Genomic DNA, 14,482 nt, shown 5'->3' on the forward strand with positions numbered 1-14,482 from the left:
GCGGCTCATTTTTCCGCCGCCCCTCTGGAGAGTCGTCATGCCCTCGAACAACCCGTTGCCACCCTGCTCCGTCCTGCTTCTGGCCGGTGGACGCGGTCAACGCATGGGCGGTCAGGACAAGGGCCTCATCGAGTGGCTGGGCGAGCCGTTGATCGCGCATCTGCAGCGCAAGGTGCGGCCGCTGACCGACGATCTGATCATCTCGTGCAACCGCAATCGCGAGCGTTATGCCGGGTTTGCCGATCAGTTGGTAATGGATGATGAAGGCGATTTCCCCGGGCCGCTGGCCGGTATTCGTGCTGGACTGAAAGCGGCGCGCCATGCGCATTTGCTGGTGTTGCCATGCGATGTGCCGCGAATCGACACGGCGTTGCTGGAAGCCATGCTGACCACTGCCGATCTGCAACGTGAAAAACCTTTAATGCTGCGCCACGGCGAGCACTGGGAACCGCTGTTGTGCGTGATTCCGGTGGCGCTGTTGCCAGCGTTCGAAGCAGCCTGGAATGCAGGCGAGCGCAGCCCGGGCAGGGTGATGCGCAGTCTCGGCGCCGTCGCATTGCAATGCCCTGACAACGACCCGCGACTGGCCAACCTCAACACCCCCGAATTGTTACATCTGCACAACACTGTGTCAGACTGACACTATCCAAGGAACTCTCACGCCTTGTTTACGTCTCAAGCTCAGTAACCAGAAGATTTCCCATTCGGAGACACACTCATGACTCAACGGACCCTCGCCACTTTCATGCTCGCACTGGGCCTGGCAACCCTCGCCGGTTGCTCCTCGCCGACAGTGATCACCTTGAATGACGGTCGCGAAATCCAGGCCGTCGACACCCCGAAATACGATGATGATTCGGGCTTCTACGAGTTCCAGCAGCTGGACGGCAAAGAGACCCGCATCAACAAGGATCAGGTTCGTACCGTTAAAGAGCTGTAAGGCTCCGCGTCGTTACCGGATACAGAAAAGCCCGCATTGTCATGCGGGCTTTTTCATGGGCGCTCGGAAAGCAGTTTCAGCATTACCACTGCAAGGTGATTCGACTCTCGAACTCCCGCAATTCCCCGGTCACCGGGTCAATGAAGCGCAGGCCCTGCGCAAGCAGCTTCAACGGATTGGCGTAGTCGTCCTCGACATCTTTCAACACAGTCGGATAAAACGGATCGTTGCAAATACTCGCTCCCAGCGACGTCATGTGCACCCGCAACTGATGCTTCTTGCCCGTCACGGGATAGAGGCCATAGCGCCACAGATCACCATTTTTCTCACGCACCTCGACCGCCGTTTCGGTGTTGCTGACGCCAGGCCCTTCTTGCATGCGGAAGAACGGCTCGCCATCGACCAAACGGCTCTTGTGCACCAACGGGAAATTCAGCTCGGGCAGCGCCGGGGCGATCGCTTCATAGCGCTTGTCGATCTGCCGCGTCGGGAACAACGACTGATAGGCCGAGCGGGTTTGCGGGTTGGCCGAGAAGATCACCAAACCTGCCGTGTGCCGGTCGATGCGGTGCAGCGGCACCAGATGCGGATTGTCCAGCCGACGGATCAGCCGGCGCAGCAGGGTTTGTTCGACATATTCCCCGGCCGGGGTGACTGGCAGAAAATGAGGTTTGTCGGCCACTACCAGATGTTCGTCAGCGTAGAGAATCGACTCGAGCACCGGGATCGGCTTCTCGTCCGGCACTTCGCGAAAGTAGTGAATGCGCAGACCTTCCTTGTACGGCAAGTCCAGCGCAATCGGCTGGCCCTGCGCATCCAGCACCCGCCCGCGAGCAATCCGGTCAAGCCATTGCTCGCGGCCGATGGCACTGAAGTGCTCGCACAGGCAATCGAGCACTGTCAGCCAAGGACCGGGCGGCAAATACAAGGTGCTGGCCTGATTGTGCGCAGCGGAAAATACGGGGCTGGTCATACGAAACAGAAATCCTCAATGCAGGCCGGCATTATCCAACAGTGAGGCAAAGCCACCTAGCGCAGTTTCATCAGGCCGGAATCGACTTGAGTGCCGCCGCTTCGGTGAACTCCTTCAGCCAGCGCAAGACATCGACCGCCTCCCAGCGACCCGGATCGTACAAGGCATACAGCAGGCCCTGATAACCGACCACATCCAGTTGCTTGTGATACCCGGCGCGTTGAAACAGGGCTTCGATTTCGGCAAAGCAGGTGTTGAAATGCAGCTTGTTGAACGGCGTCTTGCCTTCCGTGACCAGCCCGTCCAGGCGCAATTCGAGGACGGCCTCGCGCACCACGTCGACCGACATCCGGTTAACGCTGCTCTTCAACTGTTCGACATTGACCACGGTTCATCCCTCTGACTCGATTGCTGTATGGACATACAGTAACCGAAGAAGTCAGCGAGCGCCAATGCAAGGATGTATCGCTGCGACCAGCGGAAGGATCAAGGCAAAATCAACAGCCTAAAAATGCCACCACCTGGTCGGCGCTGAACGGCCAATCCAGCTCCGCGCCAGTGTCAACGCGCCGCAGTACCGGGATGCGCAAGCTGTATTTTTCGAACCACGATTCGTCTTCGGCAATGTCCACCAGTTCAACCAGCAGACCATGCTCGACGAAGGGCATCAGCTCGGCTTCGGCGACTTCACACAGGTGACACCCGAGGGTGCCGAACAGCTGACATTCAGGAGGCATGACGGCATTACCGGAAAACAAGTGAGCCCATTCTAGGACGCCACTAAACCCTCGTCGACCCGGCGGCGCCCAAAGGCCCCAACGCTCCCGGCGCAAAATCCTGACGCAAATCATTCAGCGCAAATTGCAAATGCGTCATCCTCGCGGACTTTTTGCCTCTACGCTTCAGAGGCCAACGCCCTGACAGCGGAGTGTCCCGTGTTTGCAAATCTGTTGATCATCCTCGCCTCATCCCTGGTGGTGATTGCCCTGTTCCGGCGCCTGCGACTGCCGCCGGTACTGGGTTACCTGTGCGTGGGATTACTGGTCGGGCCGAACGCATTCGACTGGGTCAACGAGAGCGAACATCTGCCGGATGTCGCCGAGCTGGGCGTGGTGTTTCTGCTGTTTTCGCTAGGCCTGGAGTTCTCCCTGTCGAAGATGATTGCGCTGCGTCAGGTGGTGTTTCGCCTCGGCAGTCAGCAAGTGCTGATCAGCGCAGCGCTGCTCGGCACCCTGTTGATGGGCCTGGGCATGCCGCTGATGCCGGCGCTGTTGCTCGGTGCCGGATTATCGCTGTCATCCACGGCGATCGTGACCAAGGAGCTGGGCAGTCTTGGTGAAGTGTTCAGCAGCCACGGCCAGAACGCGGTCGGCGTGTTGCTGTTTCAGGACGTTGTCGCGGTATTGCTGCTGACACTGGTTCCGGTGTTCGCCGGCACCAGCGAGCAGGCCTGGTATTGGGCCTTGCCGTTGACCCTGGGCAAAACCTTGGTGCTGTTCTTCGGCCTGCTGCTCGCCAGTCGCTGGTTATTGCCACGGCTGTTTCATGAAGTGGCGGCCTCGCGTTCGGCGGAGCTGTTCGTCCTGCTGGCGCTGGTGATCGTGCTGCTGACTGCCTGGCTCACGCACTTGCTGGGGCTGTCGCCTGCACTCGGCGCTTTCCTTGCCGGCATGTTGCTCGGGGAAAGCCATTACCGGCACCAGATCGAAGCTGACATCCGGCCCTTTCGCGACATTCTGCTCGGCGTGTTCTTCGTCAGCATCGGCATGCTCATCGACCTGCAACTGTTCGTCAGTCACAGCCTGTTGATCATCGGCCTGACGCTTGGCCTGATGCTGATCAAGGGCACCGTGGTCGCGCTGCTGGTGAAGTGGCGCGGCAGCGACAGCGAAACCGCATGGCGCAGCGGCCTGGCCCTGGCCCAGGGTGGCGAATTCTGTTTTGCCTTGATGGCGCAGATGCAGCAAAACAGCCTGTTGCCGGCCGAACCGGGCGCCCTGCTGCTCGCGGCGACGTTCTGTTCGATGCTGCTCACGCCACTGCTGTTGCGTGCGGCGCCGCGCATTGCCGCCGTGCTGCACCGCAAGCCCAATCAGGAAGCGCAGATCGAACAAATCAGCGCGCTCAACGCCGACCTCGACCAGCACGTGGTGATCTGCGGCTACGGTCGCGTCGGCCAGTCCATCGGCCGCTTCATGGGCAATGCCGGGCAAGCCTATGTTGCGCTGGACAACGATCCGGTGCGGGTGCAGGAAGCCGCATCTGCGGAAAGCGACGTGCATTACGGCGACTCGGCGCGTGGCGATCTGCTTACTGCGGTTGGCCTGTTGCGCGCCAGGCTGCTGGTGATTGCCGTGGATCAAAGTGACGTGGCGTTGCGCATTCTGCGCGAAGCCCGGCGACTCAACCGACAGGTGCCGATTCTGGTACGCACCCGTGACGACAGCCAATCGGCGGAACTCAGAGCCGCCGGCGCCACCGAGGTGGTGCCGGAGCTTCTGGAGTCAAGCCTGATGCTCGCTTCACACGCGCTGATCATGCTTGGCCTGCCCGCGCACAAAGTGCAGGAGAAGGTCGATCAAGTGCGTATCGATCGCTATCGCCTGCTCCACGGTTTCTATCCCGGAGCCAATGATGAGGAAATCTAGTCCTGACTCACCGCGCCGATCTTGTGCAGCGACAGGTCGGCGCCGTAATACTCTTGTTCCTGACTCAGGCGCAGCCCATGCAATGCCTTGATCGCGCCGTAGACGACGAAGCCGCCGACCAGCGCTACCGCGACGCCAAGCGCAGTGCCGATCAACTGACTGATCAGGCTGACGCCGCCCAGGCCACCCAGCGCAGACTGACCGAAGATGCCGCAGGCAATCCCGCCCCACACGCCACACAAACCATGCAACGGCCAGACACCCAAGACATCATCGATACGCCATTTGACTTGCGCAGCGGTAAAGCACCAGACAAACAAGGCTCCGGCAATCGCGCCCGTTACCAGCGCACCGACCGGATGCATCAGGTCGGATCCGGCGCAAATCGCCACCAGCCCGGCCAGTGGGCCGTTGTGCAGAAAGCCAGGGTCGTTGCGCCCAACGATCAACGCCGCGACGGTACCGCCGACCATGGCCATCAGCGAGTTGACCGCGACCAGGCCACTGACGCCTTGCAGCGTCTGCGCGCTCATCACGTTGAAGCCGAACCAGCCGACAATCAGGATCCACGAGCCCAGTGCGAGAAACGGAATGCTCGACGGCGCGAACGCGACCAGGCGTCCATCGCGATAGCGACCATTGCGCGGGCCGAGCAGCAGAACAGCGGCCAACGCCAGCCAACCGCCCACGGCATGCACCACCACCGAGCCGGCGAAATCATGGAATGCCGCGCCAAACTGCGCCGCCAGCCAGCCTTGCAAACCGAAGTTACCGTTCCAGATCAGCCCTTCGAAGAACGGATAGATAAACGCCACGATCAGCGCCGTCGCGCACAACTGCGGGACAAACCGCGCGCGTTCGGCAATGCCGCCGGAAATGATCGCCGGGATCGCGGCAGCGAAGGTCAGCAGAAAGAAAAACTTCACCAGTCCATAGCCATGGTCAGCCGTGAGCACCGCCGCCGGTTGCATGAAGGTGACGCCATAGGAGATCCAATAGCCTATAAAGAAATAGGCCAGGGTCGAGACGGCGAAATCGCTGAGGATTTTCGCCAGCGCGTTGACCTGGTTCTTCTGCCGGACCGTGCCGACCTCCAGAAAGGCGAAACCGGCGTGCATCGCCAGTACCATCACCGCACCGATCAGAATGAACAACGTGTTGGAGCTGTGAACCAGCGTGTCCACAGCGCTTTGCAGATTTTCCATGAGGAGGCAGACCCAAGGCTAAAAGGCACCAAAGCGGTTCATGTGTGCATTTCATGCACCAAATTACGACTCATCAAATATCCAACGGCAGGGTTGATGAACTGATTTGGCGCATTTATCGATGTCCGATCACGAACTGCTAGTAAATTAATTAGAGTTTTTCTGCTGGGACGCCCGGCAACAGCGCACATACGCCGAGCGACGCACCACGACACAGCAAAAGTTGTACCAGGCATTTGCACTGAACCTTCGCGCAGGGCTCATACTCGAACGCTTCAAAGCCACCTACGGAGATCCACCCATGGCCAGCATCAAGGCAAAGACTGCTCAAGAAATCCTGATGAACGACTTCCAGACTCTGGTCGCCGACACCGAACGCTTGCTCGAACACACCAAGACCCTCGCGGGTGATCAGGCCGATGAGCTGCGTGCCCAGATTCATGACAGCCTGCTGCGTGCCCGGGAAACCCTGAAGGTGACCGAAGACACGCTGCGTGAGCGCGGTCAGGCGGCCGTAACCGCTACTGAAGACTATGTGTCGGCCAACCCATGGCAGTCGGTGGGCATCGCTGCCGGCGTCGGCTTTCTGATCGGCTTGCTGGCAACTCGGCGCTGATCATGTCGATCGGTGAATCCGGCCCGACTGCGGGCACCGCCTCCTCCACGCGTCGCCTCGGCGCTGCCGTTCTGGGCCTGCTGCACAGTCATGTTGAACTGTTCGGCATCGAACTGCAGGAGCAGAAATCACGCACTGTCAGCCTGCTGCTGTTCGCCGGCCTGGCGCTGGTTTTTGCCCTGCTGTTGCTGGTAGGTCTGTCGACGCTGGTGATGATCATCTTCTGGGACACCTACCGCCTGGCGGCGATCATCGGCCTGTGCGTGTTTTACACGCTGGCGTCGATCTTCTGCGGTCTGCGCCTCAAAGCGGCGATTTTCGATGAGTCCTCGCCTTTCCACGGCACGCTCGAAGAGCTGGCCAACGACCGGGAGCGTCTGCTGCCATGAGCCTGCCTGAACTTCCGCACAACAGCTCCCGCCGGGAAATGCGCAAGGCGCTGATCCGCCTGCGCATGGAAATGCACCGTCAGGAAATCCGCCACGAAACCGCGCAAGTGCTGCAACCGTTGCAGCGCATGCGTGGCATGAAGCAGAACGTGCAGGATGGTTTCGGCATCAAGCATGCGCCGTTGTGGGGCGTGGCGGCGGTGACGCTGCTGGGTTTCCTCACCGGCAAAGGCTCGAAACGCAGCAGTGGTGGCGGCTTGACGCGACTGCTGCGTCTGGGCACGACGCTTGGGCCGCTGATCAGACTGGTCATGCACAGCTCAGGCAAACGCTGAATCGCCCTTTTGGCTACATTCTTGCAGTAGCGCCGGGATGAATCTCCTTATCGGGAGATTCCATCCCGCGTGCCTATCCGGCAAGCGCGGCCAAACCAAAAACAAGATTAAGGACTTGCCGTGATCGACGGGCAACCGCTCGCCTGTTTTCAGCCTTTCATCGATACCGCCACCGGCCGCATTGCAGGCGTCGAAGCATTGGGCCGCCTGCGTCAGAGCGATGGTCAACTGACCTCGGTAGGACCGTTGTTCGCCGATCCGCGCACGCCGGCCACTGCCTTGCGCCGTCTCGACCGGCAAATCCGTGATCACGCCCTCAGCCGCCTGCATGAAGCGCCGGCCGAGTGGTTTCTCAGTCTGAACATGTCGCCACGCTGGATCAGCCGGCTACGCGCCGATCAAGCGCTGCCAAGTCTCAAACAACTGGCGCGACACGAGGTTGATCCGCAGCGCATCGTTTTCGAGATCACCGAACTGGGTGGTAACAGCGAACGCCTGGCCCACGTGGTCGGGCGCTACCGTGACGCAGGGGCGAGAATCGCCATTGATGATTTCGGCGCAGGCTATTCGCAGCTGGATCGGGTGCTGGCCCTGCAACCGGACATTCTCAAGCTCGATATGCGCCTGTTTCAGGCTGCGGCCCTCGGCGGACCGAGCAGCGATGTGGTCAAGGCTCTCGCCCAGATGGCCGAGAAAACCGGCTGCTGGATCATCGCCGAAGGCGTCGAAACCGAAGCGCAGCTGAATTTCGCGCTGGAGTGCGGCTCGCGCTATGTGCAGGGATTTCTCTTCGCCCGAGCACAAGAAGAATTCTTCGCTACCGATGCCTTCGTCGCGCATTTCGCGCAATTGCGGCAACGCTACGTGAAGCAGAAACTCAGCGAGCGCGGGCGGCTGATGCAAATGCGTCAGCAGCTCAGCGAGCTGATGGCGATTCTGCAGCAATGGGCGCAGGCCCGCGCCCCGCTCAGTGCATTGCCGCAATTGCAGGCGTTTCCCTGGCTGCTGCGCTTTTATCAGTGCGATCGCCACGGCACGCAACTGACGCCCAACCTCGAATGGCGCCATGACGGCTGGTTTGCCGATGATCGCTATCTGGGGCACAACTGGTCGTGGCGACCGTACTTCTATCATCTGCTGGCCGAAGGCTGGGAAGAACGCCGCCTGACCCTGTCCAACACCTATCGCGACGCCACCAGCAACCAGTATTGCCTGACTGCCGGACAGTTCTTCGATAACGGTGAACGGCTGCTGCTGATCGATATCGATGCGGCGGGTCTGTAGTTCCGCTTGCAGGCGCGGGGCCGAACCGGGAAGCTAGGGCGATCAGTCACCAGACGGAGAGATTCAGCCTTGGATTGGCCAACCCTGCTCAACCGCGAACGCCTCGGCAAGCCGCTGCACAGCCCGCAAGAACTCGGCCGCAGCCCTTTTCACAAAGACCATGACCGCATCATTTTCTCCGGGGCCTTCCGCCGCCTCGGGCGCAAGACCCAAGTGCACCCGGTCACCAGCAACGATCACATTCACACGCGCCTGACCCATTCGCTGGAAGTCAGTTGTGTCGGCCGTTCGCTGGGCATGCGTGTCGGTGAAACCTTGCGCAGCGCGCTGCCAGACTGGTGCGACCCGGCCGACCTCGGCATGGTCGTGCAATCGGCTTGCCTGGCGCATGACATCGGCAATCCGCCATTCGGCCATTCCGGCGAAGACGCGATTCGCCACTGGTTTCAACAAGCCGCCGGGCGCGGCTGGCTCGATGGCATGAGCGACGCCGAGCGTGGTGACTTCCTCAATTTCGAGGGCAATGCTCAAGGCTTTCGCGTGCTGACGCAGCTGGAATATCACCAGTTCGATGGCGGCACGCGCCTGACTTACGCGACGCTGGGCACCTATCTGAAGTACCCGTGGACCGCGCGCCACGCCGACTCCCTCGGCTACAAGAAACACAAATTCGGCTGCTACCAAAGCGAGCTGCCATTGCTCGAACAGATCGCGCACAAACTCGGTCTGCCGCAAATCGAAGACCAGCGCTGGGCACGCCATCCACTGGTCTACCTGATGGAAGCCGCCGATGACATCTGCTATGCGCTGATCGATCTCGAAGACGGTCTGGAAATGGAGCTGCTCGAATACGCCGAAGTCGAGTCACTGCTGCTCGGTCTGGTCGGCGACGATTTGCCGGAAACCTATCGCCAGCTCGGCCCGCAGGATTCCCGGCGGCGTAAACTGGCGATCCTGCGCGGCAAGGCCATCGAGCACCTGACCAACGCGGCAGCGCGAGCATTTGTCGAACAGCAGGATGCTCTGCTCGCCGGCACACTGCACGGCGATCTGGTCGAACACATGCACGGGCCGGCAAAGCGCTGCGTGTTGAACGCCAAGGACATCGCGCGCAAAAAAATCTTTCAGGACAAACGCAAGACCCTGCATGAGATCGGCGCGTACACGACACTGGAGATTCTGCTCAATTCGTTCTGCGGTGCCGCGCTGGAGCAGCACAACGGCCGCACGCCGTCGTTCAAGAGCCGGCGTATTCTCGATTTGCTCGGCAACAATGCGCCGGACCCTCAAGGTTCGCTGCACAGTTCGTTTCTGCGCATGATCGATTTCATCGCCGGCATGACCGACAGTTACGCCAGTGACATGGCACTGGAAATGACCGGCCGCTCAAGTCATTGATCGTCCCGCATCAGCCGGCCATTGGTCTGGCCGGCTGATGCCCGGTGAGTTTTCGCCACGAACGTTATACGCGTTCTTTAAACTGGTCAGACTGGATCGCACTGACCCTGGCAACCAAACAAAACGAACCGCACTTGTTAAACACAACTTTAAACACCAGTAAATAATTGGAGATCAATATTGGCTCTCGGATAATTTCCATCTTCGGCGAATTGAACGCTCGTGCTTCCTTACGCCTATCCTAATTTCAACGTAGTCCATTTCTTCATTACGCGTAGGATTAATCCGATAACGTAGTCGCGACACTACCAGTCCATGCGAGTGCTCATGCATCTGAGCTAAGGTGCGCGCTTTATTCATGCTTGCATGGGACTCTATTTATGAACTCCGTTTTTATTGTGGACGATCATCCGGTCATCCGCCTCGCCGTGCGAATGCTCCTGGAACATGAAGGCTACAAGGTCGTCGGTGAGACCGATAACGGTGTCGATGCCATGCAGATGGTCCGTGAATGCATGCCCGACCTGGTCATTCTCGATATCAGCATTCCCAAGCTGGACGGCCTCGAAGTGCTGGCCCGCTTCAACACCATGGGTTCCAATTTCAAGATTCTGATTCTGACGGCGCAGTGTCCTACGCTGTTCGGCATTCGCTGCATGCAATCCGGCGCATCGGGATATGTCTGCAAGCAGGAAGACTTGAGCGAATTGGTCAGCGCAATCAAAGCGGTACTTTCCGGTTACAACTACTTCCCCAGTCAGGCACTTAATCCGGTGCGCAGCGATGACACTCGATATGCAGAACTTGAACTATTCAAATCCGTTAATGATCGCGAGCTGATGGTATTGCAGTTATTTGCACAAGGACGCACCAACAAGGAAATTGCCAAGGGCATGTTTCTAAGCAACAAAACCGTCAGCACCTACAAAAAGCGCCTGATGCAAAAACTCAAAGCCAGATCCCTTGTAGAACTTATCGAGATGGCCAAACGCAACGCACTCGTGTGAGACCCCACATGCCCAGCCGTCTGAAGGACTACCTGATCACCTTGAGCGCCGTTCTGTATCTGAGCGCCAATGCCTTCGCCTCGCCAAGCCCCTCACCCGACTATGCGTTGCTCAGCCGCTCGGCCACCGAGGCCGTTCAAACTGTCCTGCAACCGTCACAACGGCAATGGCTACAGACTCGCAGCGAACTGAAACTGGGTACCTCCGCACCTGATTACCCGCCATTCGACATGACCGTCAGTGGCCAGGACTACGAGGGACTGACCGCCGATTACGCAGGGATTCTCGGTCAGGCCACCGGTTTGCCGATTCGCGTGCAACGCTTTCCCTCGCGCGAGGCTGCAATTCGCGCCTTGATCGATGGCCAGATCGACCTGCTTGGCACAGCCAACGGCTACGAAGCAGGCAATGCCAACCTCGCGCTCTCCACACCTTACGCGGTCGATCAGCCGGTACTGGTGACCCGCGAAGATGAAACCCGCTCGCTGACCGAAGGCCTCGCCGGCCTGCGCCTGAGCATGGTGTATCACTATTTGCCGCTGCCGGAGATCAAGGCGCTGTATCCCAAAGCGCTGATCACCTGCTATCCGTCCTATCAGAACGCAATCAACGCGGTAGCCTTCGACCAGGCCGATGTGTTTCTCGGCGACACCCTCTCCACCCATTACATGATCAACAAGGGCTATCTCAACAACGTCCGTATGGCCAATTTCGGCAAACAGGAAGCCCAAGGCTTCAGCTTCGCCGTGCGGCGCAGCAATCCGCAATTACTGAGCATCATCGACACAGTGCTCGCTGCGATCCCGCGCAGCCAGCGCGATGACATCGCCAAGCGCTGGAGCGCCGGCAGCGACCTGCTGCTCACCGACAGCAAACTCCAGCTGACGGATCGTGAGGAAAAGTGGCTCAAGCAGCATCCCGTCGTCAGCGTAGTGGTCAATGAGGCGTACGCACCGCTGACCTTCTTCGACAGCGCCGGAAATTTTCGCGGCATCAGCGCCGATCTTCTCGAACTGATTCGCTTGCGTACCGGCCTGCGTTTCGAAATCCAGCGCAGTCGCAACGATGCGGAAATGATCAGGCAGATCGACAATCACAAGGCCGATCTGATTGCCGCCCTGCTGCCCAGCGCCGATCGTGAAAAAAACCTGAGTTTCAGTCGTCCCTATCTGGAAAATTCCTACGTGCTGCTGACCCGCAAAAGCGCCGACAGCCCGACCAACCTGGCCCAACTCAAAGGCAAGCGTCTGGCGATCGCCCAGGGCAACCCGCTGGTCGCCTACTTGCATGAGAATTTTCCGGGCATCGAACTGATCGAAACCCCCGACACCTTCAGCGCCGTGTCGATGCTGGCCGACAACCATGTCGACGGCGCGGTGAACTCGCTGGTGATCGCCAACTATTTCATCTCATCGCGCATCTTTGACCGGCCACTGCAAATCACCACCACCATCGGCACCAGTCAGGCGGCCTTTTCGCTGGCGACCGCCCGTGACAACACCGAACTGGCCTCGATCATCAACAAGGCGCTGCTGAGCATCGCTCCCGAGGAGCTCGGCGTGATCAACGGCCGCTGGCGCGGTTACTCCACCGCCTCCCAGAACATCTGGCAAAACTACCAGCGGCTGTTCTATCAAGTAGTCGCGGCCGCCGGCCTGATCCTGCTGCTGTTGTTGACCTGGAACGCCTACATGCGCCACCAGATCAAGCAACGTCAGGCTGCCGAACGCGCGCTGAACGATCAACTGGAGTTCATGCGCTCGCTGGTTAACGGCACACCACACCCGATTTACGTGCGAGATCGCCAGGGTCTGCTGCAAAGTTGCAACGACAGTTATCTCGAAGCGTTCAACGCCAGACGCGAGGACATCATCGGCAAAGGCGTCGTGCAAGGCACCCTGAGCAACGCGTTCGAGGCCGAGGCGTTCCAGGCCGATTACCAGAGAGTCATTGCCGAAGGCATTCCCTTGATACTCGACCGGCCTCTGCACATCGGCAGCCGCCGCCTGACGATTTACCACTGGATACTTCCCTACCGCGACTCCAGCGGTGCCGTCCAGGGCATCATTGGCGGCTGGATCGATATCAGTGAACGCCGCCAATTGTTTGAAAAACTGCGTGCGGCCAAAGAACAGGCAGACGAGGCGAACCGGGCCAAAAGTACCTTCCTGGCAACTATGAGCCACGAGATTCGTACACCGATGAACGCCGTGATCGGCATGCTCGAACTGACCCTGCGACGCATCGATCCGCAGCACCCCGATCGCGCTTCGATCGACACGGCCTACCATTCGGCCAAGGATCTGCTCGGGCTGATCGGCGATATCCTCGACATCGCCCGTATCGAATCCGGGCGCCTGAGCCTGTCTCCGGAGTGGATCAATCTGGTCGACACGGTGACCTCCGTTGCGCGCATCTTCGACGGCCTAGCGCGGCAGAAAAACCTTGCCTTGCAAGTCGTCTTCAACCCGCCGAACCCGGCTGTGGATGTGCATCTGGATCCGCTGCGCTTCAAGCAGGTGCTGTCCAACCTGGTCAGCAACGCTATCAAGTTCACCGAAAGCGGCCACGTGCGGATCACCCTCGACCTGATCCCGGCAGACGCTGCTGGGCGAACATTGATGCAGCTGACCGTGCAGGACAGCGGCTCAGGCATCAGCGCCGAAGATCAACAGCGCTTGTTCGAACCTTTCTCGCAGGCGGATAACGGCAGTAGGCAGGCAAAAAACGGCGCTGGCCTGGGGCTGGTCATTAGTCGCAACCTGTGCGAAATGATGGGCGGACAACTGCAGTTGAGCAGCCAGCCCGGCATCGGCACTCAGGTTTGCATATCGCTGCCGCTGGACAGCCTGCCGGCAAAGGCGAATCCGCCGAAAAGCGAACCGTTGATCAAGCCTGCGACAACGCCGTTACATGTCCTGGTTGTCGACGACCATCCGGCCAACCGTTTGCTCATGTGTCAGCAACTGGAGTTTCTCGGTCATCGCTTCAGCATTGCCGAAGATGGCTGCAGCGGCCTCGAGCGGTGGAAGGCCGATCATTTCGATCTGGTGATCGTCGACTGCAACATGCCCTTGATGAACGGCTATGACATGACCCGTGGGATTCGCCAGCTTGAACTGCAAAACCACCGCCCGCCGTGCACCGTGCTGGGTTTCACCGCCAATGCCCAGCCCGAAGAAGTCCAGCGCTGCAAGCTCGCCGGCATGGACGACTGCCTGTTCAAACCGTTGAGTCTGACCTTGCTCGGACAATGGATCGACGGCATCACGCCGGCATCACCGGCCTCGGTCTTCGACCTGCAAAGTCTGAGCCTGCTGACCGGCAACAACCCCGGGCAAACCCGGCGCATGCTGGTGGAACTGCTCAAGAGCAGCCGTCTCGACCGCGAAGAACTGCTGAGGCTGTCGCCCGAGGATGATCGCGAAGCGCTGGCAGTGGTTGCGCACAAGATCAAGGGCGCAGCACGCATCGCGCAGGCCTCGCGGTTGATCGAATGTTGCGATGAGCTCGAGGACGCCTGCCAGCAAGCGCTCGCGTCACAGGAGATTGCCCGTCGCTGGGCGGCAACCAGCCAAGCGATGCTCGAACTGGCGCAGGCCCTGCAACAGCAATTGACCCTGGCCGATCAAGGCACAGTGAGCGAGTCTTAACTATGCTTGGACGCTGAGCAGTGAGTTAAACATT

At 59.5% G+C, this 14,482-nt stretch carries 14 protein-coding genes; 10 read left to right on the forward strand and 4 right to left on the reverse strand.

Annotated elements, in window-relative coordinates; genetic code table 11:
- Positions 1-37: 37 nt before the first annotated feature.
- Both mobA and AB4N41_RS00375 read left to right on the forward strand, forming a co-directional pair.
- The gene (gene mobA / locus AB4N41_RS00370; RefSeq protein WP_041478442.1) at positions 38-640 is read left to right on the forward strand and encodes a molybdenum cofactor guanylyltransferase MobA; all 603 of its coding nucleotides are present in this window, start codon (positions 38-40) and stop codon (positions 638-640) included.
- 78 nt (positions 641-718) lie between these two features.
- Positions 719-940: a YgdI/YgdR family lipoprotein gene (locus AB4N41_RS00375; protein WP_016770600.1), complete on the forward strand. Its 222-nt coding sequence runs from the start codon at positions 719-721 to the stop codon at positions 938-940.
- Between the two features lie 82 nt (positions 941-1,022).
- Here the strand turns inward: AB4N41_RS00375 and AB4N41_RS00380 are convergent, their stop codons facing one another.
- From AB4N41_RS00380 to AB4N41_RS00390, 3 genes are all read right to left on the reverse strand, one after another.
- Positions 1,023-1,913, reverse strand: a complete 891-nt coding sequence (locus tag AB4N41_RS00380) for a pseudouridine synthase (RefSeq protein WP_236168506.1) — start codon at positions 1,911-1,913, stop codon at positions 1,023-1,025.
- A gap of 70 nt (positions 1,914-1,983) precedes the next feature.
- On the reverse strand, positions 1,984-2,301 hold the full coding sequence (locus AB4N41_RS00385; protein WP_016770837.1) for a hypothetical protein: 318 nt from the start codon (positions 2,299-2,301) through the stop codon (positions 1,984-1,986).
- A gap of 109 nt (positions 2,302-2,410) precedes the next feature.
- On the reverse strand, positions 2,411-2,650 hold the full coding sequence (locus AB4N41_RS00390; RefSeq protein ID WP_122746645.1) for a glutaredoxin family protein: 240 nt from the start codon (positions 2,648-2,650) through the stop codon (positions 2,411-2,413).
- 198 nt (positions 2,651-2,848) lie between these two features.
- Between AB4N41_RS00390 and AB4N41_RS00395 the strand changes: the two genes are divergently transcribed.
- Positions 2,849-4,561, forward strand: coding sequence for a cation:proton antiporter (locus AB4N41_RS00395; RefSeq protein ID WP_236168505.1), 1,713 nt, complete (start codon positions 2,849-2,851; stop codon positions 4,559-4,561).
- On the opposite strand, the gene AB4N41_RS00400 is transcribed toward AB4N41_RS00395, so the two are convergent.
- Positions 4,558-5,766, reverse strand: coding sequence for an ammonium transporter (locus AB4N41_RS00400; RefSeq protein ID WP_041478438.1), 1,209 nt, complete (start codon positions 5,764-5,766; stop codon positions 4,558-4,560). The genes AB4N41_RS00395 and AB4N41_RS00400 overlap by 4 nt on opposite strands.
- A 301-nt stretch (positions 5,767-6,067) precedes the next feature.
- Here AB4N41_RS00400 and AB4N41_RS00405 point away from each other — a divergent pair, with 301 nt between their 5' ends.
- The 7 genes from AB4N41_RS00405 (at position 6,068) to AB4N41_RS00435 (ending at position 14,448) form a co-directional block, all read left to right on the forward strand.
- Positions 6,068-6,382 (forward strand): ElaB/YgaM/YqjD family protein, encoded by a 315-nt coding sequence (locus tag AB4N41_RS00405; protein ID WP_016770842.1) that lies wholly within the window; start codon positions 6,068-6,070, stop codon positions 6,380-6,382.
- 2 nt (positions 6,383-6,384) lie between these two features.
- Complete coding sequence (locus AB4N41_RS00410) at positions 6,385-6,771, forward strand: phage holin family protein (RefSeq protein ID WP_008079909.1); 387 nt, start codon at positions 6,385-6,387, stop codon at positions 6,769-6,771.
- On the forward strand, positions 6,768-7,106 hold the full coding sequence (locus tag AB4N41_RS00415; protein WP_016770844.1) for a hypothetical protein: 339 nt from the start codon (positions 6,768-6,770) through the stop codon (positions 7,104-7,106). Before AB4N41_RS00410 ends, AB4N41_RS00415 begins: the two co-directional genes overlap by 4 nt.
- Positions 7,107-7,226: 120 nt before the next feature.
- Complete coding sequence (locus AB4N41_RS00420) at positions 7,227-8,390, forward strand: EAL domain-containing protein (protein ID WP_041478435.1); 1,164 nt, start codon at positions 7,227-7,229, stop codon at positions 8,388-8,390.
- Positions 8,391-8,459: 69 nt separating this feature from the next.
- The gene (locus AB4N41_RS00425; RefSeq protein WP_076563711.1) at positions 8,460-9,788 is read left to right on the forward strand and encodes a deoxyguanosinetriphosphate triphosphohydrolase; all 1,329 of its coding nucleotides are present in this window, start codon (positions 8,460-8,462) and stop codon (positions 9,786-9,788) included.
- Positions 9,789-10,168: 380 nt separating this feature from the next.
- A complete protein-coding gene (locus AB4N41_RS00430) occupies positions 10,169-10,795 on the forward strand; it encodes a response regulator transcription factor (protein ID WP_041478434.1) in 627 nt (208 codons plus the stop codon).
- Positions 10,796-10,803: 8 nt separating this feature from the next.
- The gene (locus tag AB4N41_RS00435; RefSeq protein ID WP_252876686.1) at positions 10,804-14,448 is read left to right on the forward strand and encodes a transporter substrate-binding domain-containing protein; all 3,645 of its coding nucleotides are present in this window, start codon (positions 10,804-10,806) and stop codon (positions 14,446-14,448) included.
- Positions 14,449-14,482 lie beyond the last annotated feature (34 nt).

This window comes from Pseudomonas sp. S2_A10 (genome assembly GCF_054668465.1).

Coding starts and splice junctions, on each gene's coding strand:
- mobA (WP_041478442.1), top strand. CDS start 38: ATGCCCTCGAACAACCCGTTGCCACCCTGCTCCGTCCTGCTTCTGGCC.
- AB4N41_RS00375 (WP_016770600.1), top strand. CDS start 719: ATGACTCAACGGACCCTCGCCACTTTCATGCTCGCACTGGGCCTGGCA.
- AB4N41_RS00380 (WP_236168506.1), bottom strand. CDS start 1,913: ATGACCAGCCCCGTATTTTCCGCTGCGCACAATCAGGCCAGCACCTTG.
- AB4N41_RS00390 (WP_122746645.1), bottom strand. CDS start 2,650: ATGCCTCCTGAATGTCAGCTGTTCGGCACCCTCGGGTGTCACCTGTGT.
- AB4N41_RS00400 (WP_041478438.1), bottom strand. CDS start 5,766: ATGGAAAATCTGCAAAGCGCTGTGGACACGCTGGTTCACAGCTCCAAC.
- AB4N41_RS00405 (WP_016770842.1), top strand. CDS start 6,068: ATGGCCAGCATCAAGGCAAAGACTGCTCAAGAAATCCTGATGAACGAC.
- AB4N41_RS00410 (WP_008079909.1), top strand. CDS start 6,385: ATGTCGATCGGTGAATCCGGCCCGACTGCGGGCACCGCCTCCTCCACG.
- AB4N41_RS00415 (WP_016770844.1), top strand. CDS start 6,768: ATGAGCCTGCCTGAACTTCCGCACAACAGCTCCCGCCGGGAAATGCGC.
- AB4N41_RS00430 (WP_041478434.1), top strand. CDS start 10,169: ATGAACTCCGTTTTTATTGTGGACGATCATCCGGTCATCCGCCTCGCC.
- AB4N41_RS00435 (WP_252876686.1), top strand. CDS start 10,804: ATGCCCAGCCGTCTGAAGGACTACCTGATCACCTTGAGCGCCGTTCTG.